The organism is Winogradskyella litoriviva (assembly GCF_013249065.1).
In the GTDB taxonomy this organism is placed as follows: Bacteria; Bacteroidota; Bacteroidia; order Flavobacteriales; family Flavobacteriaceae; genus Winogradskyella; species Winogradskyella litoriviva.
In genome coordinates this window covers 325,292-351,359 of the sequence record NZ_JABRWQ010000004.1, presented here as the reverse complement: position 1 = coordinate 351,359, position 26,068 = coordinate 325,292, and the positions used below count along the sequence as shown (strand labels likewise).

Here is a 26,068-nt window from a genome sequence, read left to right as displayed (position 1 = left end):
AGCGTTATTTTATAGTAACTGCAAGATAATGCCTTTTAACGAAAATTTGAAATTAAAAGAAATGACCTGTTACGCTTTTACTTTTATAGGTTTTAATCGAATAACACCAAAAGCATTAAGTACTTTAATTATAAGATAAGTTACGTCAATTTCATACCATTTTACACCAAAATTAGCTCTACTTGCAAATTTATGGTGGTTGTTGTGATAGCCTTCTCCCATCATAAGAAAATCGAAACGAAATAAATTTTTACTCGTATTTTTCATCTTAAAATTTACGTAACCATAAATATGCCCAAACCAATTAATAATTACACCATGGATTGGAGCCATTAAAAAGGTAATAGGTAACAATAGCCATTGCCACCAAGACGTAACAAAAAATGCAAAGAATAATACATAGGCAGCAATCCATAATAGTCTAGAGAAACGAGAACTTGCAAATGTATCAAAGCTTTTCCATTGTGGTACATTTTTGGTAAAACGCTCGTCTATTGCTATACGCTGTTTGTTAATATCTTGATATATGGTTTTAGTTTTCCACATCATGGCAAATAGATTAGCATCGTAAGATGGTGAATGTGGATCTTTTTCTGTATCAGTATAGGCATGGTGCATACGATGCATAATACCATAACCATAAGCACTTAAGTAACTAGAACCTTGAAAAATCCATGTTAGCACAAACGTTATACGTTCCATGGTTTTAGTCATTGTAAAAACCTGATGGGCTGCATATCGATGCAAAAAAAAGGATTGAAAGAATAATCCGCCATACCAAAGTACTACTACAAAAATTATAATTGTCATATTATATGTTTTTTGCAAAGATAATTTGACAAAGAACTTAAAACAATGAACCTAAATCAATAAAAACATTAAATAAGACGTTTACGAATACGACTTAAGGCCTGTGGCGTTACACCAATATAAGAGCTTACATATTTTAGAGGAATTACCTTTAAGACTTCTGGTCTTTCTTTAAATAGTTTAACATAACGCTCCTCAGCTGTGAGATTTAGTAAGTTTTGTTCGCGTTTAGATTTAATTAAAAATAAACGCTCAGCAGTTAACCTACCAATAAGATTTCCTATTTGTGTAGTTTTATAAACGTCTTGTAAATCGGTATAATTGATGCTTAGAATTGTTGTTTTTGTTAACGCTTGTAATTGATAAGCAGAAGGCGTTTGGGTCAAAAACGAATCGTAAGCACTAATAAATTGATTTTTAAAACTAAAACCAAAAGTGATTTCTTTATCAGGATTTTCCTTTGGGATAAACAAACGTACAACACCAGATTCTATAAAAGAGATATGCTCTTCAATTTGGTTGCGCTCTAAAAACACTGTTTTTTTTGGGATAACACGACGTTTTAATTTAGACATAAAAAATTCCCAATCTGTATTAGATATAGTAGCAATTTGATCTAAGTAAGCTTTAATTTGTTCCACAATGGTTTTGGTGAAAATTGAGGTGCAAAGATACATAATCTTATCAGTTTTGTCTTTTACCATTATTAGAGCAAAATTTCTGTAATTTCTTACCATGAATAAGCTAACACATTAACTATAATTACAAATTTTATCTTGTCATTCTTTTTTAAAAGTTCAATATAAATGCTAAAAAAGGTAAGTGTTAACTTGATATTTAAGGTTAAATCAATCTGAAGTATTTATTCTGTTCCAATTGGATGAATTTAGACGTAATGAATCGGAATTAAACTATTTTCCAAGAGCAGTATCCTTACCTTTGCAAAAATTATATTTTATGCCCAAGGATTTTTCTGAATTAGGAATCAACGAGAACAGTTTAAAAAGTTTAGCCGAATTACAGATTTCTGTACCCACAGATATTCAACAAAAAGCAATTCCTGTTATATTAAATAAAAAGGAAGATATTGTTGCAATAGCCAAAACAGGTACAGGGAAAACAGCAGCTTTTGGTTTGCCACTTTTACAATTAATAGATACGCAAGATACTAACGTACAAGCAGTAATTTTGGCTCCAACACGTGAGTTAGGACAACAAATTTATGCTAATTTACTTTCTTTTTCTCAGCATAATCCTCAGGTTTCTATCGCAGCGACTTTTGGAGGTATTCCTATAAAACCACAAATAGAACGTTTAAAGGAAACTACTCAAATTATAGTGGCAACACCAGGTCGATTAGTCGATTTAGTGAGCCGTGGAGCCGTGAATCTAAAAGAATTAAAGTATTTAGTTTTAGATGAAGCTGATGAAATGGTCAGTGCTCTAAAAACAGATTTAGACCTTATTATTAAAGGTATTCCTAAAAAGAGACGAACGTTTTTATTTACAGCAACGTTATCTGGAGCCATAAAACAATTGGTTCAGAATTATATGTCTAAGCATGTGGTTCAGGTTGAAGCAGATATGGCAACTGTTGGTCATCAAGGTATAGATCATCAATATGTGGTTGTAGAACCAATTGAAAAATTAGCTGTTTTACTTCATTTTTTAAATTCTAAGGAAGGACAGCAAGGTATTATTTTTTGTAAAACCAAAGCCGCTGTAAATAAATTAGCTAAGAATTTAGCAATTAACAAGTTCTCTTCTGGAGCGCTTCATGGAAGTTTATCGCAAGGGATTAGAGATCGTATAATGGGACAATTTAGGGAAGGACATATCTCTATTTTAGTAGCAACGGATTTAGCAGCGCGTGGTATTGATGTAAAAGATATTTCTTATGTGGTGAATTACCATTTGCCAGACACTTATGATGCTTATGTACATAGGAGTGGACGAACAGCTAGAGCAGGAGCAAAGGGCTTATCTCTAACGGTTTTACAACAAGAAGAAGTGATTGATATTGCCGATTTTGAAGATGAATTAGGCATTGCATTTCACGAATTCAAAAAGGCAGATGCTCATAGTATCGAAGAAAACAATGCACTTTTATGGGCCAAAAAAGTATTTAAAACAAAACCAAACCGTGACGTTTCAGAAGATTTTAAATCGAAGATAAAAACCATCTTTCATCATTTAACTAAGGAGGAGTTAGTAGATAAAATTTTAGCTAATTATTTAATTGAAAGCAAAAGCAATATTTTAAAGAAGGAAGAATCAAAGTCTAAGAAAAAGAAAAAATAAACAGATAAGAAGATAATCTCATCTTTTTTTATGACTAATTAACCTATTATTTTGTAAATCAATAGTATATTTATTTAATTGTTTATTCAATCATTTTATAATTCTTATTTTAAAGAACAGTTAATTTACAGAACGTATTATGCATGCATATTTATTTCCTGGTCAAGGAACTCAATTTCCAGGAATGGGAAAAAAGTTATATGATGATTCTAAATTGGCTAAAGACTATTTTAAAAAAGCTAATAGCATTTTAGGATTTTCTATTACAGACATAATGTTCAACGGTTCTGCGGCAGACTTAAAACAAACGCAGTTTTGCCAACCTGCCATTTTTTTACATTCTTACATTTTATCTAAAACACTAGGTAAAGCTTTTAGACCCAATATGGTTGCAGGTCATTCTTTAGGAGAGATTTCTGCTTTAGCTGCTATTAATGCCTTAGATTTTGAATCTGGTTTAAACCTTATAACCAAACGTGCTACGGCAATGCAAAAAGTTTGTGATAATAAAACCATGGGAATGGCTGTTGTTGTGGGTTTGTATGATGTGATTGTTAAAAATATATGTGATCAAATTGATGGTGTAGTAGTGCCAGCAAACTATAATGCTTTACATCAAGTAGTTATTTCTGGTGAAATGAAAGCTTTAAATGAGGCTACAGAAAAATTAAAACCAGGCGCTATTAGAGTATTAAATTTACCTGTAAATGGTGCATTTCATTCACCTTTAATGAATCCTATTGTTGAAGAATTTACATTAGCCGTAAACGAGGCAAAATTCAAAAGGCCAATTTGTCCTATTTACCAGAATATCAAAGGTCGACCAACAACCAATATAGAATTAATTAAGTCTAATCTTATTGCTCAATTAACGCATCCTGTGATGTGGAGACATACCATTTTACATATGATTGAAGATGGTGCAACGGATTTTACAGAAATAGGTCCTGGGAATTTTTTAAGTAATCTAGTACATCAAATAGATAGTAAAGTTAAAACTTGTAGAGTTTCTTAATTGAATCTAGACATTACTAATTATTTTACTTAACAAAGTAAATAAAGAGAATCTACCTATTTAATACTAAAAAAAGTTATAATTCTAATATACTTAAGAATATAGTATTAATCCTACACCAATTAAAATTCCGGCTAAAGGCACTAATTTTTTACGTTTATTTTGTTCTTTAAACACCAAACCTCCAATAACAACAGCAATTAAAATCTGACTTCTCTTTATGGCGGACAATAACATTATTAAAGCATCTGGATCTTGTAAAGCTTTAAAATAGAAGAAATCTGCAGCCACTAACAATACTCCAACAGCAATAATGGTCCAACGAAACTTAAATGCCTTACGTTTATTGGAAAAAGGAAACCATGTAATTGATAAAATAACTAAGAGAATTAAAGCTGTATAAAAACTAAACCAAAACTGTAAGGTTTGTGGATTTAATTCTAAACTCTGAATTAAAAATTTATCGTACAAGCCACTAGAAGCGCCTAAAAATGTGGCTCCAATTATGGCAAAAATCCATTTGTTTCGCTTAAAATTAATGCCTTCTTTTTTTCCGATTCTAGAATATAGTAACACAGAAAAAATAATAAGGAAAAAACCAATCCATTGTAAAAAGTTAGGCTTCTCTTGGTAAATTAAAATAGCACCAATAAAAGTAAAAAACGGACCAGCAGAACGAATAGGAGTTACAATAGTAATGGGTAAATGCTTTAGAGCTTGATAAGCTAATATCCAAGAACTTGCCATTATTGCAGACTTTATAAGGATAAAGCCGTGTGTTTTCCACGGAATTTCTGCAATGTATAATTGCATGTTTATTAGCTGTTTTTCATAGAATAAAGAACCGAAATAAAGAGGTAATAAAAACAAAAAGCCAGAAAAGATAGTCCCAAACAGCACAGGGAATACTTCATTACCTTGTACGGCATGTTTTTTACATAAGTTGTGTAAGCCTAAAAATAAAGCCGCTAATAGTCCAAGGTACATCCACATAATGCGCGCGAAGATATTGGTTTATTTCTAACTGATAAATTAATAAATAACCAAAAATTAATCTTTGCAATCGTCCTCATTAATAACAACAGCATTCAATTCCTCCCAAATAGGAGTGTCAAAATTCTTTGGAGATAACTTAAATAGAATAACAGCCTGTTCTGCAGTTTCACAAAAGGTTTGGTAACCTAGTATATTAAGTGTAATAATTTCACCTGTATGAAAACCATCAAATATGGTGATGTGTCCTTTAAATTGTGCACCATTTTCTGGAGTTTCTAAAGCTTTTAACTCGAGTTTTGGGTCAGGAAATTCCTGAGACCAATGATTAGGATGCATTAGTTCTGTAAAGTAGTGATTAAAATTAAATGCAATAGCTTCTAATGGAATTTTTGAGGTGGTTTCTACTTGCCATGCCATAACGATTGACCAAAATTCTTCATGTTCTGGGTTGTTCCAATTTGGTGAGAATCGTAATTCCTCAAAACCTTCAAAAGTAAGTTTTGGTAACCAATCAACAGGAAAAGGAATAATTTCAGTGCTCCATGTACTATCTGCTTTTACAATTGATTTCTGTATGCTATCTTGAGACATAGCGGTAAACGACAGAGGTAATAGAATTAATAGAATAAAACATTTTGAAAGCAGCTTAGACATAACTTCTTTATTTGTACTTGTAAAAGTAGTGATGTCGTGTTTTTTAAATGTCAAAAAAGTGTAAAATGATTTCAAAAAGAAGATTTTAAATTCAATTTTCAATCAAAAAAAATGAAATCCATTATAAATAGCGTTACAATAAAACTATCTTTAATTCTTTAAATGTATTTCAATGAAGTCTTTTACAACTATAGCATTAATCTTTTTCTCATTAGTGATGCATGCACAGAACGATTCAATTACAGGTTCTTATTATCAAAGTAGTGGAAACCCTGAAGGCGGAACCACTTTTATAGTCTTACCTAATAATCACTTTGTAGTAGCCTATTTTGGAGGTGTACAAAAGGGAACCTGGAAATTGGTAGATAATAATACCTATGAATTTAAATATCACTCAGAACCTAAATTTGTTTTATATGGAAGACAAAACCCACAGTTTAAAGATTCAGTTGCCATAAGTTTTGCGGTTGATCGTAGTAGAGGAATTGCATTTCGTATTAATGGAAAGAAAAATGATTCTTTTACACCGATGTTTAATAAAAATGCCAATTGCTTCAGTTATCCATACATTTATAAACAAACAGAAAAACTAACTAGTTTAGATGCATTTTCACCAGATTATAGAAATTTTAGAGATGGAAAATTAGATGATTTACCAGGTTTTTACAAATTTGAAATTAATGAAGATTATAATGACTATATCATTGCAGGTTTATCTGAAGAATACTCACAAGGTGGCATATTTTATGCAACATATAATGATGGATTTTTAGTTTTAGATGAACGAAACAAACTGAATAAACGTGCAGAAATTGACGATATAGATAAAGAAACACTCGATTTTGTATACTCACATACGCAATCAGAAATTCTCCCAGATATTTTAGAATATGGTAACGAGTTTTTTCCGCATATAGAAGATCCAACAGATAATGACCTTATACCGTTTAAGCGATTAGAGTTTACTATTGAATCTTCAAAAGATGTTGTGGTTTCAGAAAAAAATCTATTTTTTGCTAGTTGCGATGATTAGTTTTGGAAACTAAATTTACTTAATTAACGGTTCTAAAACTTCCCAAACTGTATTCGCAAGTATTTTATGTCCTTCAACCGTTGGATGAATACCATCTTTTTGATTTAATTCAGCAATACCACCAACGTCTTTCAAAATAAAAGGAATAAATTCTAATTCGTTCTTTTCTGCTAAATCAATGAATATTTGCTTGAATTCTGTGGTATAATCTCGTCCCATATTTGGTGGTAATTGCATACCAGCAAGGATAATTTTAGTTTCAGGACTTTTAGTTTTTACAGCGTCTATAATTCCTTGTAGATTTGCTCTGGTTTCAGTTAAAGGAACACCACGAAGCCCATCATTAGCACCTAATTCTAGTATGAAAACATCAATCGGTTGATTTAAAATCCAGCTGATTCTACTTTTTCCACCTGCCGTAGTTTCTCCACTTAAACCAGAATTTATTACTGTGTAATTCAATGCTAAAGAATCTATTTTTTGTTGTACTACCGCAGGAAAAGCGTCATTGCTATCGTCTAAACCATAACCAGCTGTGATGCTATCTCCAAAACACAAAATGGTTTTAGTTTCTGTTTTAGTAGTTGCGGTTTGTTCTATATCTGTTGTAGATTCAGCGTCAACTGTTGTTTTATCAGATTTATCATTACCACAAGCCAACAATAAAAAGCCCAATATAAAATAACAAAATTTTAAGAATTTAGATAGTGATGAGATAGGAGAAATTGAAACCAATTGATTATTTTGAGCCTTCGACATAAGACGTTCTATAAATTAAAATTAATATGCCAAAGATATTAAAGATAAGTGGTCTAGAAAAGACATATTCTAGCGGTAACAAACAATTAACGGTATTACATAATATTTCGTTCGACGTAGAAAAAGGGCAAACCTTTTCTATTGTTGGGCCATCAGGAAGTGGTAAAACTACCTTATTGGGATTGTGTGCTGGTTTGGATGTGCCAAATGCAGGAAGTGTAGCGCTTTGTGGTGAAGATTTAAATAGCTTAAATGAAGATCAACGCGCTCAGTTACGAAATAAGAATGTTGGTTTTATATTTCAGAATTTTCAATTATTACCAACACTTACAGCACTTGAAAATGTAAGTGTGCCATTAGAATTACAAGGCAATAAAGATGCTGTTAATAAGAGTATGGCATTATTAGAAAAAGTAGGTTTGGCAGATCGTTATCATCATTATCCATCACAGTTATCTGGAGGCGAGCAACAACGTGTGGCTTTAGCACGTGCTTTTGCAAATGCACCTTCTATATTATTTGCTGATGAACCCACAGGGAATTTAGATGAAGAAACGGGTGAAAAAGTGATTCAGTTGTTGTTTGAATTGAATAAAGAAGCAGGAACCACGTTAGTTATTATTACGCACGATATGGATTTAGCTAACCGAACACAACAAATCTTAAGGCTTAAAGGCGGACAAATTTTAACCAACGAACAGACTTTAGTTCAGTAAATCTTCATTTTAAACATGAATCATAATACAAACTGGCTTTTTAAAATGGCATGGCGAGATGCCAAAGCAAGTAGAGTACGCTTGTTGTTGTTTGTGGCTTCTATTATTTTAGGTATAGCTGCTGTGGTATCCATTCAACTATTCAGTACTAATCTTATAGATAATATTAAACGCCAATCTAAAGCCCTAATGGGTGCAGATTATGTTATAGAAACCAGACAAGTGCCTACAGAACGTGCACAAGCTATTGTAGACTCTTTACAGCCTAATGCAACCGAAGTCAACTTTGTTTCCATGATTGCTTTCCCTAAGAATGGTGGTACTAAATTAGTAGAAGTGCGAGGTTTAGAAGGGGACTTTCCTTTTTATGGAACTATAGATACGCAACCTGCTTCTGCAGCAGCTACTTACCAAGAATTAGGTGGTGCATTAGTTGATGCTACTTTAATGCTTCAATTTAATGTAAAACCTGGAGATTCTATAAAAGTAGGTAATGTTATTTTGCCTATTTCAGGAAGCCTAAAAGCAATTCCTGGTAGTACGGCAATATCAACTTCTGTTGCACCACCAATAGTAATACCTTATAGGTTTATAAAAGACACAGAACTTTTACAATTTGGAAGCAGAAAAGAATACAAATTCTTTTTTAAAGTGTCAGAAACTCTAGATTTAATTGCACTAGATAAAAGGCTACAGGCAAAATTAAAAGCTGAAAGTGCCTCACTAAATACACATATTAGAACCAGTGAACGTTTAGGAAATCGGTATGAGAATGTGGGTAAATTTCTAAATTTAGCAGCTTTTATCGCTTTATTGTTAGGTTGTATTGGTATTGCGAGTTCGGTACATATTTACATTAAAGAAAAACTAAGAGCTATTGCTGTTTTAAAATGTATGGGAGCTTCTAGAAAACAAAGTTTCCTTATTTATCTTATTCAAATTGCTGGTATAGGTATTGTTGGTGGTTTAATTGGAGCCTTGATTGGTGTAGGACTTCAAGAGCTATTTCCTTTATTTTTAAAAGACTTTTTACCATTTACAGTAGATATTTCGATCTCTGCTCAGCCGATAATTATGGGTATTTTACTTGGCCTATTTATGTCTGTATTATTTGCATTATTACCATTATTAAGAACTTGGTATGTATCACCTTTAGAAGTGTTGCGTGTAGATGAACAGGCTTCAAAAGAGCCATTAAAAGTAAGATTGTTAGTGTTTACTGCCATATTAGTATTTCTATTTTTATTTTCGTTTTGGTTGTTGAATAATGTGATGTATGCCTTAGGCTTTATTGTTGTCACTTTTGTGGCTTTTGCCGTTTTAGCAGGCGTAGCTTTATTATGTATTAGAGCAATTAGACGTTATTTTCCTAAAAGTTGGGGATTTACAGCCAGACAAAGTTTATTAAACTTGTTTAGGCCAAATAATCAAACCGTAGTTTTAATTGTTGCTATTGGTTTGGGAACAAGCTTAATAGGCACTTTGTACTTTTCAAAAGATATTTTGTTAGCTAAGACAGACATTGAACAAAGTTCTAAAAATGCCAATATTATTATTATGGATGTGCAAGCAGAACAACGTGACGCTGTAGAAAGTAATATAAAGGCTAAAAACTTACCGATTCTAAATAACATACCTATTGTAACAATGCGAATGCATAAAATAAAAGGAGATTTAGTAAATGATTTGCGCCGAGATTCTACAAAATCACGTCGAGGATTTTTAAATCATGAGTTTAGAAGTACGTATCGAGATTCGCTAATTGACTCAGAAAAAGTTGTAGAAGGCAAATGGATAAATGAGTTAAAGCCTAATAGTTCTGTTTTTATTTCAATTTCAGATAATTTAGCCGAATCAACTAAAGTTACCGTTGGTGATGTTATTGTTTTTAATATACAAGGCGTTTTAATGGAAACTACCGTAGGAAGCATAAGAGAAGTCGATTGGAAACAATTACAACCCAACTTTAATATTGTGTTTCCAAAAGGTGTGCTAGAACAAGCACCACAGTTTAATATAATTTTAACTTCAGTGCCAGACGAAGCTGGTTCGGCAGATTTACAGCGCGATTTGGTGGCAAAACACCCAAATATATCTATTATAGATTTAAGACAGGTTTACACAATTATTGAAGATATTTTGAATAAGGTATCATGGATTATTAATTTCATGGCTTTCTTTAGTATAGTTACTGGTATTATTGTATTAATTGGCTCTGTTAGAACGAGTAAATACCAGCGCATAAAAGAAAGTGTATTGCTACGAACACTTGGTGCTAAAAACAAACAAATTTTACAAATATCTGCTTTTGAATATTTGTTTCTAGGATTACTTGGCAGTTTAGTTGGTGTTTTATTGGCTTTATTTAGCAGTGTGTGCTTGGCACTCATGGTCTTTAAAGAACCTTTTACGCCTTCATTAATTCCGTTTCTGGTGTTTATACCAGGTATTACGTTGTTAGTCTTAGCTATTGGGTTAAGTAATATTAGATCAGTTTTAAAGAGTTCGCCTTTAGAAGTATTACGTAGAGAAGGGTAGAGCTGATTGCATATTAATGACTTATTTATAGAAATAGCAAAAAAATAAAAGCCTGCAAACATAATGTTATACAGGCTTTCGCTATCAATCAATAAGCGCAATTTATTTTAATGCTTCTAATAACTTTTCGGCTACTAACTCTGATGACGCAGGATTTTGACCTGTAATTAAGTTGCCATCTTGCAATGCATAAGCTTGCCAAGCATCTGCGTTAGAGTAGTGGCCACCATTTTCAATTAGCATGTCTTCAACTAAAATTGGTACAACTTCTGTTAAACCAACAGCAGCTTCTTCGTGATTAGAAAATCCGGTTACTTTTTTACCTTTTACTAAACGCGTTCCATCTTCGTTTTTTACGTCTTTTAATGCAGCTGGTGCGTGACATACAAAAGCAATTGGTTTTTTCTGAGTATTGAATTTTTCAATTAAAGCAATTGAATTTTTATCGTTTGCTAAATCCCATAATGGTCCATGACCACCAGGATAAAATACGGCATCAAAATCATCTGCATTCATATCAGCTAAAACTTTAGTGTTTGCTATTAATGCTTTAGTTTTCTCATCCTTATTAAAACGTTCTGTTGCTTCTGTTGCAGCATCTGGAGAATCACTACTTGGGTCAATTGGTGCAGCGCCTCCTTTTGGAGTTGCCAAAGTGATATTTGCCCCTTTATCTAATAATGTGTAATAAGGACTCGCAAATTCTTCTACCCAAAATCCTGTTTTTTTTCCTGTTTCTCCTAATTTATCATGAGATGTTAATATAAATAATACTTTCATTTCTATTTCTTTTTTAAGTGTTGTTATGCCTTCTGAAATGGTTTCGGAAGGTGTTTTGCTTACTTGGTTTTTTCAATTTGAAGCAGCAATGAGAATCAATTCAATTGCAATTGTTTTAATAAATTTCATATTAAAACTAGTAAGCCATTTTTACAATCTTTTCAACTTTATCTGGTGATAAGGATTGGTGTTCTCCTAACCCTAACCATCCACGATTTGTAAAACGTTTTGCAATTTCTTCAGCTGTACCTTCATAGTCTTTAGTGTAATCCGATAATTTTGTATCAATTCCTAATTCATGGAAAAAGTCTACTGTTTTTTCAATTGCAGCATAGGCTTTATCGTCTATACTACCTTCAGTAATATTCCATACACGTTCTGCATATTGCGCCAATTTTTCCTTTTTAGCTTCAAAATTAAACTTGTAATGGCTTGGTGCAATTACAGCTAATGTACGTGCGTGATCAATACCAAATAAAGCAGTTAACTCGTGTCCCATGGCATGAACAGCCCAATCCGTTGGTACTCCTTTTTGTATTAATCCATTTAAAGCCATTGTACAACTCCACATAAAGTTTGCAGCAGCATTGTAATCTGTTGGGTCTTTTAAAACCTTTGGTGCTACTTCAATTAACGTTTGCAAAATACTTTCAGCAAAACGGTCTTGTAATAAGGCTCCAATTGGATACGTCATATATTGCTCTAAAACATGTGTAAAAGCGTCTGTTAAGCCATTTGCCAATTGACGTTGTGGGATAGAAGTAATCACTTCTGGATCAAGAATTGAAAACTCAGGAAATAAACCAGGTCCACCCATTGCCAATTTTTCTTTAGTTTCTGCTCTTGTAATTACGGCACCAGAATTCATTTCTGATCCTGTTGCTGGTAAAGTCAATACAGTACCAAAAGGCATTCCTTTTTTTGTTCTAATGTGTTTAGTTAAAATATCCCATGGTGTGTCGCCTTCGTAAACTGCAGCTGCAGATAAAAATTTAGTTCCGTCAATTACAGATCCACCACCAACAGCTAGTAAATATGTAATATTTTGGTCTTTAATAACTTTTAAAGCGTCCATCAATGTTGCATATTCTGGATTTGCAGGAATACCACCAAACTCAGTAACATCAACACCTGTTAAAGCTGTTTTTACTTGGTCGTAAATACCGTTTTTCTTGATACTTCCGCCACCATAAAGTAGTAATACTTTGGCGTCTTGAGGAATTTCTTCTTTTACTTTTTCTATGGTATCCTTTCCAAAAATAATTTTGGTAGGATTTTTAAATTCAAAATTGTTCATTTTCTTTTGTTTTAGTTGATATTATGTTGTTTACAAAATAAGAATTACTCAATCACAGTAACTAAATCTTCCATTGGCTTTCTAACTTTTACAAGGTCTACTAACCAATCTTCATCAGCTTTTCTGTAGCCAATAGGAAGTAAAACAGCACTACGTAATCCTTTTTCACGCAGTCCTAAAATTTTATCTACAGCCGCAGGATCAAAACCTTCTATTGGAGTGGCATCTACGCCTTCAAACGCAGCGGCTACAATAGCTTGAGAAAAAGCGATGTAAGCTTGTTTTGCTGCATGATTAAAGTTTTCTTCAGCATCTTTTTGAGGGTATGCATTTAATAACATTTGGCGGTAATTTTCCCAACCTTCATTTTTAAAGCCTCTTATGTCGTTAGTTAAATCAAACATATAATTGATTCTATCTACCGTATAAGTATCCCAAGCTGCAAATACGAGTAGGTGAGAACAATCTGTTATAACGGATTGATTCCAAGCTACGGGTTTTATTTGTTCTTTTATCTCTTGATTTTTAATCACTATAATTTCAAACGGTTGTAAACCACTTGATGTAGGTGCTAAACGCGCAGCTTCCAGAATACGTTCAATTTTTTCTTCTGGTACTTTTTTACCATTCATAGCTTTTGCTGCGTATCTCCAATTTAATTTATCTATTAATTCCATATTTATTTTAATTATTATTTGTGATTCTTTTTATATCGTTTGATGTAATTATAACTTCTTCATGACTTGTGTTGTTTGCTAAATTTATCATGCTTTGAGCCATGTTTTTTGGATTTGTAATTTTATATTGTTTTAATTTTCCAATGAATAAAGGCTGTATCATTTTAAAGATTACTATACCAATATTTTCTAACGTGCGACTTTCTTTTCGTTCACCTCCAATTAAAGAAGGTTGTAAAATAAACGTATTTTCAATGTTTTGTTTTAAGACATCACGTTCCATTTCACCTTTTGTTCTGTTGTAAAACACGCTACTTTTTGCATTTGCTCCTAAAGCCGAAATCACTAAAAAAGTATCAATTTTATTAGCTTTAGCTAATTTTGCCGCAGCTACAGGAATACCATAATCTATTTTTTTATACAATTCCTTGTTGGGCGTTTTTGATTTAGTAGTACCAATACAGCAAAAGACTTGGTCTGCAGTAAAATCTAATTTAAATTGATCTAATTGTAATAAGTCACCAATATATTGAGTGACTTTAGTTGGTAAACCTTCTATTTTTGAACGTGAAAACAACTTTATGCTTTGGTAGCGTTCATCCTTAATTAAAAGGTCTAATAATAAACCACCTGTTAAGCCAGTTGCACCTAAAATAATTGCAGTTTTTTTCATATTATAGAGATACTTTTATACTGTTCCATGCAGCTTGATAGGCTTCTTCTAAATGTGTTTTATCTAATTGAAATACACCACGTTTTTGTATAATCATTAAAAAGGATAAAGGATTAATGGCGTAGGCATATAATAAATAGTCAGACAACGGTTTTATAATTCCTTCTTGTTTTCCACGCTCCCAGAGGTCGAGAAGTGGTTGTAAGTGTTTTATGCCTTCTTGTCTGCTTTCCTCATCTATCATTGGTGTGTTGTCACATTGAGCTAAAAACATGGCGTTTTCACATTCTTTAAGTTTAAAGTCGGCAATACGTTGCCAAATCAGTTTAAATCCGTCTTCAACAGACATAGAGTCTTTATAAGTAGCAAAAGCATATTTAGTGTATTCGGCTTTTACTTCTATATAAGTCTTATTAACCAAATCTTGCTTGTTTTCAAAATACAAGTAAATCGTTGCAGGCGAAACATTGGCCATTTTAGCAATTTTACTCATTGGTGTAGCATGAAAACCATTATTATTTACAAGTTCTATGGTTGCTTTTATGAGGGCATTCCGTTTGTCTATACTTTTTTGAAGTTTGGCCATAATTATAATTTGATACACAAAGATACGTAAAAATGAACGTTCATTCTTTTTTTTAACAAACGTTTATCATTAATAATATAGATTCAAAAAACTTTATAGAATATTCTGTTTTATCATTGTTAATTTTTATAATTAAAATGTTAATAGTATCTTACCTAACTAACAAAATTATTATCTCAAATCACTATTATTCAAATGGATGAACATAATTTAAAATCTGAAAATAATGAATTAAATCTTCAACAGGATTCTAATTATAATGCTATTAGCCAAGCAGAAAAAGATAAAATAATTGAGAGACAGCTACGTTTTCAAGATTTATTAATTAGCATATCTACACAATATATTAATTCAGATTTATCTGATATGAATAAACTAATTAACCAATCTTTAAAACAAATTGGTGAATTTGTAGAATCGGATAGAAGCTATATTTTTTCTTATGATTTTGTTAATAATACAACATCTAATACCTATGAATGGTGTGCAGAAGGTATTGAACCAGAAATTAATAATTTACAAAATATACCAATAGATTATATTACACATTGGTTAGACGCACACAAAAAAGGTGAGGCATTTTATGTTGAAGATGTAAGTCTTTTACCGCATGATGGCGAATTTGGATTACGTGCCATTTTAGAACCGCAAGGCATTAAGAGTTTAATAGTTATTCCTAAATTAAAGAATAATGAATTAATTGGCTTTGTGGGTTTTGATTCCGTAAAGAAAATTAATAAGTATAACGATAACGAACAAGATATACTTTTTGTTTTTGCCAATATGTTGGTTAATGTAATTCAGAGAAAAGAACAAGAAGAAGAGTTAAAAGCTCAAGAACTTAAGAAAGAGAAACTATTAGAAAATTTATCATTTCAAAACGAGCAATTAAATGAATATGCACATGTTGTTTCTCACGATCTAAAAGCACCACTTATAAATATTCATACGTTAGTGAGCTGGTTTATGGATGATCATAAAGATAAACTTGAAGAAAAAGATTTATATCCATTATCTCAAGTATTGTTTAATGTAGAAAAAATGGATTTTTTAATAAAAGGAATTTTAGATTATTCTACAATTAACAAATTAGAAACACAAGATTCATTGATTAATTTTAATGTAATAATAGAAGAAGTGCTTCAAACTATGTTATTACCAAGCCATATTAACATAACCATACAAGACAATTTACCAAGCTTATATGGAAATGCTTGGCGATATAAGCAAGTTTTTCAGAACTTAATTCAAAATGCTATAAAGTATAGCGACAAAGACCAAGGAAAAGTAGATGTTGGTTATACTGAAAAAAGTGATGTTTATGAGTTTTTTGTAAGAGACAATGGTATTGGGATTAATTCAAATTATTTCGATAAAATTTTTAAAGTATTTACTAAATTAGAAAGTACTGGGTCGTCATCGGGAATTGGCTTGTCTATTGTTAAAAAAATAGTGAATTTCTATAAAGGTTCAATTTGGTTAGAAAGTGAAGAAGGTGTTGGCACAACATTCTACTTTACGTTTTTAAAAGACCATTGAATCAACTAATTATTTAACCGCAATAATGGCGCCTTTTTGCTCAACAGCAAAAACGCCCCAATCAGCAATGGCTTGTACAACAGGAATTAGTGTTTTACCAAAATCGGTTAATGAATATTCAACTTTTAAAGGTGGTTTAGAGGTATAAACTTTACGTTTAACTAAGCCATCTTCTTCCAAAGTTTTTAATTGCAAACTCAATGTGCGTTCTGTAACGGAAGGCATTTCCTTACGCAGTTCGTTATATCGAAGCGTTTTATCTCTGAGATGAAATAGAATTACCGTTTTCCATTTTCCGCCAATAAGTCCCATTGTTAAACTTGCACAACAAGGGTATTTTTTTCCATTAAAATTATACATATATATTTTAATTAAATTACGGCAAAGGTATAATACTATCATAAATTACACAACTATACTTTTTATAGTATATTTAACATTTGCGTAAAAAACACGCATTTAGATAGATACGGTTAATTTATGATTGTAATTTTATACTATCCTTTTTGACCGTTATTGTATACAATGTACACTAAAACTACATTTGCGCTATACTTTTTATAGTGCATTATTAATCAACTCAAAAAAACATATACAAATGAATTTAAAAGAAACGTTAAACTGGAGATATACAACAAAAGAATTTGACCCAACTAAAAAAATATCTGATGCAAATATGGCAGAAGTAAAAAACTTATTAAGAATGAGTCCTTCTAGCGTAAACCTTCAACCTTGGCATTTTATAGTTGCTGAAACTACAGAAGGAAAAGCACGTATAGCAAAAGGAACACAAGGTTTTTTTAGTTTCAACGAACCCAAAGTTACTAATGCTTCTGCTGTAGTTTTATTTTGTTCTAAAATTGACGCAGACAATGCATATTTTGAGCACATTGCTAATACAGAAGATAAAAGTGGAAGATTTCCAAATGAAGACATTAAAAACGGTTTTATAGGTGCTGTAAAAACTTTTGCAGGTATTCATAAATACGATTTAAAAGACTTGCAACACTGGATGGAAAAGCAAGTATATCTTAATATTGGTAGCTTTTTGTTAGGTGTTGCGAGTTTAGGAATCGATGCTACACCAATGGAAGGAATTGACGTAAAAGCTTTAGATGAAGAATTCGGATTAAGAGAAAAAGGATATACTTCTTTAGTTGCAGTTTCTTTAGGATATAGATCGGAATCTGATTTCAATTCAACCGAAAAAACACCAAAATCTAGATTGCCAGAAAGTGAAATTTTTACTGAAATATAAATCATGTTAAAACCATAGTGATGAAAAAAATTATAATGGTTGTTTTGTTATTCTTAGCAATTGGAGTAAATGCACAAACACCAAAAACAGATGATGCAAAATCTAGAAACGAAGTAGTAACCGCAGACAATGTAGAATGGGGTTGGTTAAATCCCTTACGAGGTGATAAAAGTCCAGCCGCAGGAAACCTTTGGGGTGACCGTACAGATACTTTAGCTTCTGGATTTCTAGTGAAATTTAATAAAGGATTTTCATCACCACCACACATACACAATGTAACGTATCGTGGTGTCGTAATTCAAGGTTTATTGCATAATGATGATGAAAATGCACAAGAGCAATGGTTGCCAGCTGGCTCGTTTTGGCAGCAACCAGCAGGTGAGGCACATATAACAGCTGCATCTGGCGAAGCAAATATGGCATACATTGAAATTCAAGAAGGACCTTATTTAGTAAAACCTACTGACGAAGCTTTTGATAATGGTGAGCGTCCTATAAACATAGATAAATCTAATCTAGTTTGGTTAAACGCTTCAGATATTACTTGGGTTACTGACGAGTCTAAAGTAGAAACTGCATTTTTATGGGGAAGCCATAAAGAAAGTGAACTAAGCGCAAGCATGTTAAAATTACCAGCCGGTTTTGAAGGTGAAATAAAGAATTTAAGTCCAAATTTTAGAGCAGTTATTATTCAAGGTACTATTGCTCACCAAGCTTCAGGTAATGAATTTGTTAATCTTTTAGAAGCAGGTAGTTATTTTGGAGCGGCTGAAGATTCAACTCATAAAATTACTGTAAAAGATGACCAAGAGGCTGTCATTTACATTAGAGCAAATGGAAAGTATGAGGTTACTTATAAATAAAACTGTAATTAATTAGTAAATATTGATTTATAGCAATAAGAAGCCACTTCAATACGTGGCTTCTACTTTTTATTATATTTAGTAACTTTAAAAAAATTTATATGCCAAGAACCATTATCGAAAACATTGTGATTGCTCAATACAAAGACCAAACATTTTTTGAGTTTTGTAAGTATACTACTATTCGTTTTTTCGAAATTCTATATTTTAAAAAAGGTAATGGAACCATAAAAATTAATGGCAAAACAGTAACTTATTCTGCAAAAAGTATTTTTGTATTTATTCCAGATGACATTTATATTGTAAATCCAGAAACAGAAACAACAACTGTAGCTATTAAGTTTTTAAAGAGTTTTTTTAGAAATACAGCTTCACAAAATGAAACATTACCCGTTAACGATTGGTTTCGTAAAATAGAAGAAATCTTAAATAGTGAAAGTCACGAACTTCGTGAAATGCAGTTCGAAACTGATGCTGATCGAGCGCATTTGGTAGCGTTAGTAAATATGGTAGCAACTGAATATTTAAACAAACAGTCTTTCGATATTTTTATCATTCAAAATTCATTATCCGTCATTTTGCATCTTATTGCACGCAATATTCAATTTATAAATACTTCAGATTCTGTAAAAGAAGTGAAATCGTCCAAAATTCAGCAAATCATAAATTATATTCATTCTAATATTTATAATTCAGATTTATTATCTACTAAAAGTTTAGCTGAAGAGTTTCACATGGCAGATAATTACATCAGTGAATATTTTAAAAAACATACAGATGTGTCGCTAAAAAAATACATCATCAACTACAAATTAAAATTGGTTGAAACACGTTTAAAATATACCGATTTACAATATTCCGAAATTGCTGCCGAACTTGGTTTTACAGATTCTAGTCATTTAAACAAAACGTTTCAAAGTTATAAAGGCACTAGTTTAAGTACCTTTAGAGCCAATTTAGCCTAAATTTTTACTAAAACCTCTTTTTTTACTAATACCACTTTGTTTTCTACCAAAGCAGAACAGCCGCTTGTGCGTAATTTTGTTATAGATAAAAAATACAATAGCAGTAGCTATACTTAAAACATATAATTATGAAAACAATAGAACATACCAATGCACTTGCAGAAGCTCGTGCTTTAGAAGTACCATCAAGAGAATTATCCTTAAGACGCGATCCATCAGTTGCTCAATTTTGGAATGAAAACCGTAAATTGTTAGAAGCTGCTTGGGCAGAGTGGGAAATAGAAAACAAAGACGATTTACTAGTTCCTGACGAAACTTTGCTTGACCCACGCTTACGTAAAGCTATTAAAGACGCTTGGGAAAACCCGGAAAAAGAATCTGCTGTTGCCGATTTATGGGAAGAAATTATACCTGGTGTTTATGTCGCACAGTTTTTTGATTTAGATCGCTTAGCGGATTTTCGCAACTATTTAGAAGCTGTTGCAAACTCAAGAGTACCAAAACGTGCACCTTATGGCATACAGTTAAACCGATATGGAATGATGCTAGATCCTCGTTCTGAAGGGCATTTGGCTGCACCTAATTTTCAAGCCTTTTATAACGATATGATGGACCGTTTTATGCGTCCGATTGCACGTTTGTTATTGGGAACCTACGGTTATGATAATCAGACCTTTGGATTTTCAATACAATACAATCCAGATAAAGACAAAGATTTACACGCACATACCGATGCATCTTCAGCAACTTTAAATATTAATATTAACTTACCGGATGAAAAGTTTACAGGATCTGAGGTAGATTTTTATGATAAAGCTTCAGGAAAAACCGTACAAGCTATTTTTGAACCAGGTAAAGCCATCATCCATAGAGGTAATGTGCCACACGCAACACACCCAATTACAAGCGGACAACGTAGTAATTTAGTAGTTTGGCTGTATGGTGACCGTATGCAAATACCACGTGGTAGTACTAGCAGTTACGGAAATAGTAGCAGTGATACCATTAAAGATGTTGCATTGGAAAGCGTTACCGCTCGCCAACGTTGGAGTTTGCCTGATGGTCCTAAAGATACCGTTGCACCATTCTAATTATGGCAGGCGTAGTTTATTATATTAAACAAAAATAAAATTATAAAACTGGCAATAGTTGTATTGCCAGTTTTCATCAACATAAAAAATACAATGAAACATATATTGATAACAGGAAGTACAGATGGTATAGGAAAACTTACTGCTTTAAAACTGGCAAAAGATGGAAATACAGTCTATATTCACGGTAGAAGTGAAACTAAAGTAAACAATGTAATAAAAGAGATAAAAGAAGCTTCAAAAAACGACAATATAAAAGGATTTGTAGCTGATTTTTCAGATTTAAATGCTGTTAAACAAATGGCTGCGCAAATTAAAAAGGAAGTATCAAGTTTAGATATTTTAATAAATAATGCTGGTATTTATAAAAGTCCTTCTGAAAAAACAATAGACGGCTTAGATATTAGAATTGCTGTAAATTATTTAGCGTCATATATTTTAACTGAAACTATTTTACCCGTGTTACAAAAAGGCTCAGCAACAAGAATTATCAATTTAAGTTCGGCAGCACAATCTACAGTCCAAAAAGGGGTGTTAACTGGCGATGCTAAGGTAAACGCTAGTGAGAGCTATGCACAGAGTAAGTTGGCCTTGACCATGTGGTCGTTCTACTTTGCTAAAAATCATTCAAAAATAGTAACGATAGCTGTAAACCCTGGTTCTTTATTAAATACAAAAATGGCAAAAGAAGCGTATGGGCAGCATTGGTCACCTGCAGAAAAGGGTGTAGATATTCTTTACGACTTGGCAGTGTCAGAACGTCATAAAAACCATTCAGGCACATATTTTGACAATGATAGAGGAAGTTATAGTAATGCACATCCAGATGCATATAATGACAATAAAATTAAATTATTACTAACTTTAACAGAATCCATCATTAGCAACTAGAGCTTTCAATACCAATCAAAATAGCCAATGAAAAAAGTACTTATTCTTTTTGCACATCCAAAGTTTGAAAAATCGAGAGCTAATGCTGCATTAATAAACCGCTTAAAAGATAAAGCGCATGTAACTTTTAACGATTTATATGAGCATTATCCAAATTTTCATATCAATGTACAACGTGAGCAAGAATTGCTTCTGCAACATGATATTATTATTTGGCATCATCCGTTATATTGGTATAGTAGTCCTGCTATTTTAAAGCAATGGAAGGATATGGTATTAGAGTTTAATTGGGCTTATGGACCAAAAGGAAAAGTATTACATAATAAAACAGTTTTTAATGTTATTACCACTGGTGGCTCTAGAGAAGTATATTGTTCTCAAGGATATAACACATATACTATAAATGAGTTTTTAAAACCTTATGAACAAACGGCCACTTTATGTGGAATGAACTATTTACCACCATTTGCAGTTATGGGTACACATAATTTATCTGATGAAGATTTGGTTAATTACGCCAATCAATACGAGCAGCTTATAGATTTGCTTCAAGGTGACTTTGAGGCAACCCAGTTGTCAAATTGCTTTTTTCTTAACGATTTAAATCTTTTAACCAGGTAAGCCTATGTCCGGAAGTTTATTGTTTCAAGCAATTGTGTTTTTGGCTGGTGCCATCATTTGTGTGTCTTTGGCTAAACGATTTGGTCTAAGCTCGGTTATTGGGTATTTATTGGCAGGTGTACTTATTGGCCCTTATGTATTAGGATTTATTGGTGAAGAAGGTGAGGATATTCTGCATTTTGCAGAGTTTGGTGTTGTAGTGATGCTGTTTTTAATCGGACTAGAAATTGAACCTAAAAACTTCTGGAACATGCGAAAATCCATCCTTGGTATGGGTGGAATTCAAGTCGCATTAACCGTTGGTTTAACGTACATTTTGTTCGCGTTTTTAGGATACCAATGGCAAGTGTCATTAGCCATAGGTATGGCTGTAGCGCTATCATCAACAGCAATTGCATTACAAACTATTAAAGAAAAAGGCTTGATGAATACGACCTTTGGTTCAAGTGCTTTTTCAATCTTATTGTTTCAAGATATCATTGTTATATTTATGATTGGTGCATTACCATTATTAAGTAATTCTGAAGAAAAGGCAGGCAGTACAGATACACATTCAACTGCAACATTAATTGAAAATTTACCTATAGGTTTTCAAACTTTAGCGATTATTCTTTCAGTAGTTTTAATTGTATTGGCAGGACGATTTGTGGTAGTGCCAATACTCAGAAAAGTAGCAAAAACAGGTGTTAGAGAGTTATTGATTGCAGCTGCGTTTTTAATCGTATTCGGAATTTCATACGTAATGGAATTTGTTGGTTTGAGTCCAGCATTAGGTGCATTTTTAGGTGGTGTTGTTTTATCTACAAGTGAGTTTAAACACGAACTGGAGAGCACCTTAGAGCCCTTTAAAAATTTATTATTAGGGCTCTTTTTTATGGCAGTTGGTGCATCCATCAACTTTGTGGTCATTGCCAATAGTCCATTAACTATTGGTGTTATTTTACTTGCCATCATTGCTATAAAAGCGTTAGTATTGTTTATTACAGGGCGTATATTTAAACTAAAAATAGACCAGAATGTATTGTTAACTTTTAGTTTAGCTCAAGTTGGTGAGTTTGCTTTTGTATTGCTATCGTTCGCATTTCAGCTTAATATTTTAGAGCAAGAACAAATGGATATGATGTTGGTAGTTACCGCAGTATCTATGTCGTTAACACCAATTTTAGCTTTGGTAAACGAACGATTTATTCTTCCAAAGGTTGGTACTAAAGAATCCATAAAACGACCAATGGATCATATTGCTAAATCACAAAAGGTTATATTGGTTGGCTTTGGGCATTTTGGTAGTACAGTTGGTCGTTTTCTCCGCTCACATGGTGTTGAGGCAACTATTTTAGATTTCGATTCTAATCGTGTTGATTTTCTTCGTAAAATGGGATTTGAAGTCTATTATGGTGATGCCACCAGAGAAGATTTATTAGAATCTGCAGGCATTGCAGAAGCTAAATTATTGATTTGTGCCACTAATAAAGTATCTGTAGCCAAAGCAATTACTAAAATAGTTAAGGAGAAATATCCTAACGTAGAACTTTTGGTGCGTACTAAAAATAGATACGATGCGTACGAATTACTCAATCTAGACGTCAAAAATATTTATCGTGAAACTTTAGACACTTCGTTAGCTCTAGCTAGTGATGCTTTAAATAAATTGGGTTTTAGAAAATACACTTTAAATCGTCAGGTTCAAAATTTCATTAAATATGACGAAGCAAGTTTAAGACGTCTAGCAACAGAACCGAATCGAGATGATAATTATATTTTTAAAGCACGAAAAGAGTTAGAACAACAAGAAAAATTACTAGAAGATGATTTTAAACGAGGCATAGTGGCTTATGATAATCATTGGGATAGTGAATATATTAGGAAACAATTAGGAAAATCTAATGAAAGTTAAACTTTTAAAATTTTTAAAACGAATGGTGTTAAGCATTGGAATAATATTAGGAGCAATGATACTGACAATAGTGTTATTTCTATATTTTAACCCACAATTCGGCGGAAAAGCTTCAGATGAAGCCATCGCAGAATATAAAAAGTCTAAAAACTATAAAGATGATATTTTTGTAAATAGCACTGAGGTTAAACTAGATATGAGTGCGAAAGATATGGGAAAAGCACTAGTGGGATTTTTTAAAAGTCAACCAAATACTAAACCAGAAGAAATTTTACCATTCTCTAAAATAGATTCATTAAATATTGCTGATTATAAAGGCGAAACACGACTAGTTTGGTTTGGGCATTCTACTTTTTTGCTTCAAACTGATAAAAAAACGATATTAATAGATCCCATGTTGGGTAATGTACCTGCACCACATCCTAGTTTGGGCAGTAAACGTTTTAATGAAGAGTTGCCTATTTCTATTGATAAATTGCCCAAAATTGATGCAGTAATTATATCGCACGACCATTACGATCATCTCGATTATAAGTCTATTATAGCATTAAAAAATAAAGTAGACCATTTTTACACTCCACTTGGTGTTGGTGCGCATTTGCAAAAATGGAACGTTGATAAAACTAAAATTACCGAGCTAGATTGGTGGCAAGAAACATACTTTAAAGATTTAAAATTGATCTGTACACCAGCTCAACATTTTTCTGGTCGTGGGTTGTCAGATAGAGCTAAAACGCTTTGGTCATCTTGGATTGTACAATCTAAAACAGATAATATTTTCTTTAGTGGTGATAGTGGTTATGCCAACCATTTTAAAACCATTGGTGAGATCTATGGACCGTTTGATTTTGCAATGATAGAATGTGGTCAGTATAACGAAATGTGGCCAGATATTCATATGTTTCCTGAAGAAACCGTACAAGCCGGAATAGATGTGAAAGCTAAAAAAATAATGCCTATACATTGGGGCGCATTTAAATTAGCAATGCATACTTGGACTGATCCAATTGAGCGTTTTACCAAAACAGCTGAAGAATTTGATTTGAGAATTGTAACACCTAAAATTGGTGAACTAATCTATCCAAAAGATAGTACATATACAGTTAAAACCTGGTGGAAATAGTATATTGTATGCCAAAAGATATTCCAAATATTGCCTTTAATGCTAAAAAAACAAATAATTCGGGTATTGATATTCTTACCATAGAAAAATTGGCGAGTCGTACCGATTTGTTAGATAATCATCATCCAGAAAAAGTCCACCAAGTTGCCTTTAATATGATAGTCTATTATACAGAAGGAGAAAGTAAACAGTTGGTAGACTTTGTATGGCATCCTGTTAAAAAACACACCATTATACACATTTCTAAAGGACAGATTAATGCGTTTAAATTTACCAAAGGTTTAAAAGGCTATATTTTATTATTTACTACAGATTATTTGCAAAAACAAATAAATAGCTTACCCAAGAATGAAATAGTTAGGTTATTTAATGCACATTTATTTTCACCAATTATTCAGGTGCCAATCGATTCAAATGTTTTGCAGTATTTTGAATTATTTTATAATGAATTTAACAACCTTAAAGAGGATTACAATCAAGAAAACACCTATAAAGCATTGCATTCTATTATTTTTTCGAAATTAGAACGCTTAAAGCAATACCAGACATTTCATCTTAAACATTCTAACCAACTCAATACCTTTTTAAATTTTAAATCCTTGTTAGAACAGCATTATAAAGTTAGTAGAAATGCTGATTTTTATGCAAATAGGTTACATATAACTTACAAGCACCTAAACACTATTTGTAAGACCACAGTTGGGATTACCGCTAAACAATTCATTGACCAGTTTATAATATTAGAAGCCAAACGCTTACTTATAAATTCTGAAATAAAAAGTACTGAATTAGCATATAATTTGGGGTTTGAAGAACCAACTAACTTCGTTAAGTACTTTAAAAAACATACAGGATTTACCCCAAATTCATTCAAAAAAGATTACATCTAACACCTCAGGTTCGATATTTACCATTTTTGTACTGTAATTCATCTTTACTATTATGTAGTTCTAAGATAATTTTGTCTTGTAATTAAAATACTAAAAAA

Annotated in this window: 26 protein-coding genes; 15 read left to right on the top strand and 11 right to left on the bottom strand. The window is 32.2% G+C overall.

What is annotated here, in order from left to right; genetic code table 11:
* Positions 1-69: 69 nt before the first annotated feature.
* Both HNV10_RS10535 and HNV10_RS10530 read right to left on the bottom strand, forming a co-directional pair.
* Positions 70-810, bottom strand: a complete 741-nt coding sequence (locus tag HNV10_RS10535) for an acyl-CoA desaturase (RefSeq protein WP_173301311.1) — start codon at positions 808-810, stop codon at positions 70-72.
* A gap of 68 nt (positions 811-878) precedes the next feature.
* Entirely contained in the window at positions 879-1,451 is a 573-nt protein-coding gene (locus HNV10_RS10530; protein WP_173301310.1) for a Crp/Fnr family transcriptional regulator, read from the bottom strand.
* 316 nt (positions 1,452-1,767) lie between these two features.
* Between HNV10_RS10530 and HNV10_RS10525 the strand changes: the two genes are divergently transcribed.
* Both HNV10_RS10525 and fabD read left to right on the top strand, forming a co-directional pair.
* The gene (locus HNV10_RS10525; protein ID WP_173301309.1) at positions 1,768-3,111 is read left to right on the top strand and encodes a DEAD/DEAH box helicase; all 1,344 of its coding nucleotides are present in this window, start codon (positions 1,768-1,770) and stop codon (positions 3,109-3,111) included.
* Positions 3,112-3,250: 139 nt separating this feature from the next.
* Complete coding sequence (gene fabD / locus HNV10_RS10520) at positions 3,251-4,126, top strand: ACP S-malonyltransferase (RefSeq protein WP_173301308.1); 876 nt, start codon at positions 3,251-3,253, stop codon at positions 4,124-4,126.
* 93 nt (positions 4,127-4,219) lie between these two features.
* On the opposite strand, the gene HNV10_RS10515 is transcribed toward fabD, so the two are convergent.
* Entirely contained in the window at positions 4,220-5,119 is a 900-nt protein-coding gene (locus HNV10_RS10515; RefSeq protein ID WP_173301307.1) for an EamA family transporter, read from the bottom strand.
* A 57-nt stretch (positions 5,120-5,176) separates the two neighbouring features.
* Positions 5,177-5,851, bottom strand: a complete 675-nt coding sequence (locus HNV10_RS10510; RefSeq protein WP_173301306.1) for a hypothetical protein — start codon at positions 5,849-5,851, stop codon at positions 5,177-5,179.
* Positions 5,852-5,948: 97 nt separating this feature from the next.
* Between HNV10_RS10510 and HNV10_RS10505 the strand changes: the two genes are divergently transcribed.
* Complete coding sequence (locus tag HNV10_RS10505; RefSeq protein ID WP_173301305.1) at positions 5,949-6,809, top strand: hypothetical protein; 861 nt, start codon at positions 5,949-5,951, stop codon at positions 6,807-6,809.
* A 15-nt stretch (positions 6,810-6,824) separates the two neighbouring features.
* On the opposite strand, the gene HNV10_RS10500 is transcribed toward HNV10_RS10505, so the two are convergent.
* A complete protein-coding gene (locus tag HNV10_RS10500) occupies positions 6,825-7,568 on the bottom strand; it encodes an arylesterase (protein WP_173301304.1) in 744 nt (247 codons plus the stop codon).
* 26 nt (positions 7,569-7,594) lie between these two features.
* Here HNV10_RS10500 and HNV10_RS10495 point away from each other — a divergent pair, with 26 nt between their 5' ends.
* Together HNV10_RS10495 and HNV10_RS10490 are read left to right on the top strand one after the other, a co-directional pair.
* A complete protein-coding gene (locus HNV10_RS10495) occupies positions 7,595-8,284 on the top strand; it encodes an ABC transporter ATP-binding protein (protein ID WP_173301303.1) in 690 nt (229 codons plus the stop codon).
* Positions 8,285-8,329: 45 nt separating this feature from the next.
* Entirely contained in the window at positions 8,330-10,822 is a 2,493-nt protein-coding gene (locus HNV10_RS10490) for an ABC transporter permease (protein WP_173301528.1), read from the top strand.
* Between the two features lie 102 nt (positions 10,823-10,924).
* Here HNV10_RS10490 and HNV10_RS10485 read toward each other — a convergent pair whose 3' ends face one another.
* The 5 genes from HNV10_RS10485 to HNV10_RS10465 all read right to left on the bottom strand — a co-directional run bounded on the left by HNV10_RS10485 (position 10,925) and on the right by HNV10_RS10465 (position 14,835).
* Positions 10,925-11,602, bottom strand: coding sequence for a type 1 glutamine amidotransferase domain-containing protein (locus HNV10_RS10485; protein WP_173301302.1), 678 nt, complete (start codon positions 11,600-11,602; stop codon positions 10,925-10,927).
* Positions 11,603-11,738: 136 nt separating this feature from the next.
* Positions 11,739-12,899 (bottom strand): iron-containing alcohol dehydrogenase, encoded by a 1,161-nt coding sequence (locus HNV10_RS10480; protein WP_173301301.1) that lies wholly within the window; start codon positions 12,897-12,899, stop codon positions 11,739-11,741.
* 44 nt (positions 12,900-12,943) lie between these two features.
* Positions 12,944-13,576 carry an NAD(P)H-dependent oxidoreductase gene (locus HNV10_RS10475; protein ID WP_173301300.1) on the bottom strand — a complete coding sequence of 211 codons (633 nt, stop codon included), beginning with the start codon at positions 13,574-13,576 and terminating at the stop codon, positions 12,944-12,946.
* Positions 13,577-13,583: 7 nt separating this feature from the next.
* The gene (locus HNV10_RS10470) at positions 13,584-14,249 is read right to left on the bottom strand and encodes an NAD(P)H-binding protein (RefSeq protein ID WP_173301299.1); all 666 of its coding nucleotides are present in this window, start codon (positions 14,247-14,249) and stop codon (positions 13,584-13,586) included.
* A 1-nt stretch (position 14,250) separates the two neighbouring features.
* Positions 14,251-14,835 carry a TetR/AcrR family transcriptional regulator gene (locus HNV10_RS10465; protein ID WP_173301298.1) on the bottom strand — a complete coding sequence of 195 codons (585 nt, stop codon included), beginning with the start codon at positions 14,833-14,835 and terminating at the stop codon, positions 14,251-14,253.
* Between the two features lie 195 nt (positions 14,836-15,030).
* Between HNV10_RS10465 and HNV10_RS10460 the strand changes: the two genes are divergently transcribed.
* Positions 15,031-16,374: a sensor histidine kinase gene (locus tag HNV10_RS10460; protein WP_173301297.1), complete on the top strand. Its 1,344-nt coding sequence runs from the start codon at positions 15,031-15,033 to the stop codon at positions 16,372-16,374.
* Positions 16,375-16,383: 9 nt separating this feature from the next.
* Here the strand turns inward: HNV10_RS10460 and HNV10_RS10455 are convergent, their stop codons facing one another.
* Positions 16,384-16,734 carry a winged helix-turn-helix transcriptional regulator gene (locus HNV10_RS10455; RefSeq protein WP_173301296.1) on the bottom strand — a complete coding sequence of 117 codons (351 nt, stop codon included), beginning with the start codon at positions 16,732-16,734 and terminating at the stop codon, positions 16,384-16,386.
* A 238-nt stretch (positions 16,735-16,972) separates the two neighbouring features.
* Here HNV10_RS10455 and nfsB point away from each other — a divergent pair, with 238 nt between their 5' ends.
* From nfsB to HNV10_RS10410, 9 genes are all read left to right on the top strand, one after another.
* A complete protein-coding gene (gene nfsB / locus HNV10_RS10450; protein WP_173301295.1) occupies positions 16,973-17,632 on the top strand; it encodes an oxygen-insensitive NAD(P)H nitroreductase in 660 nt (219 codons plus the stop codon).
* A gap of 20 nt (positions 17,633-17,652) precedes the next feature.
* Positions 17,653-18,495: a DUF4437 domain-containing protein gene (locus HNV10_RS10445; RefSeq protein ID WP_173301294.1), complete on the top strand. Its 843-nt coding sequence runs from the start codon at positions 17,653-17,655 to the stop codon at positions 18,493-18,495.
* Between the two features lie 101 nt (positions 18,496-18,596).
* Positions 18,597-19,460 (top strand): helix-turn-helix domain-containing protein, encoded by an 864-nt coding sequence (locus HNV10_RS10440; RefSeq protein ID WP_173301293.1) that lies wholly within the window; start codon positions 18,597-18,599, stop codon positions 19,458-19,460.
* A gap of 128 nt (positions 19,461-19,588) precedes the next feature.
* Positions 19,589-20,551, top strand: coding sequence for a 2OG-Fe(II) oxygenase (locus HNV10_RS10435; RefSeq protein ID WP_173301292.1), 963 nt, complete (start codon positions 19,589-19,591; stop codon positions 20,549-20,551).
* Between the two features lie 93 nt (positions 20,552-20,644).
* Positions 20,645-21,442, top strand: coding sequence for an SDR family NAD(P)-dependent oxidoreductase (locus HNV10_RS10430; RefSeq protein ID WP_173301291.1), 798 nt, complete (start codon positions 20,645-20,647; stop codon positions 21,440-21,442).
* 27 nt (positions 21,443-21,469) lie between these two features.
* Positions 21,470-22,063 carry an NAD(P)H-dependent oxidoreductase gene (locus HNV10_RS10425; protein WP_173301290.1) on the top strand — a complete coding sequence of 198 codons (594 nt, stop codon included), beginning with the start codon at positions 21,470-21,472 and terminating at the stop codon, positions 22,061-22,063.
* Between the two features lie 4 nt (positions 22,064-22,067).
* A complete protein-coding gene (locus HNV10_RS10420; RefSeq protein ID WP_173301289.1) occupies positions 22,068-23,957 on the top strand; it encodes a monovalent cation:proton antiporter-2 (CPA2) family protein in 1,890 nt (629 codons plus the stop codon).
* 55 nt (positions 23,958-24,012) lie between these two features.
* Positions 24,013-25,080: an MBL fold metallo-hydrolase gene (locus tag HNV10_RS10415; protein WP_241695497.1), complete on the top strand. Its 1,068-nt coding sequence runs from the start codon at positions 24,013-24,015 to the stop codon at positions 25,078-25,080.
* Positions 25,081-25,088: 8 nt separating this feature from the next.
* Positions 25,089-25,970, top strand: a complete 882-nt coding sequence (locus HNV10_RS10410; RefSeq protein WP_173301288.1) for a helix-turn-helix domain-containing protein — start codon at positions 25,089-25,091, stop codon at positions 25,968-25,970.
* Positions 25,971-26,068: the final 98 nt, after the last annotated feature.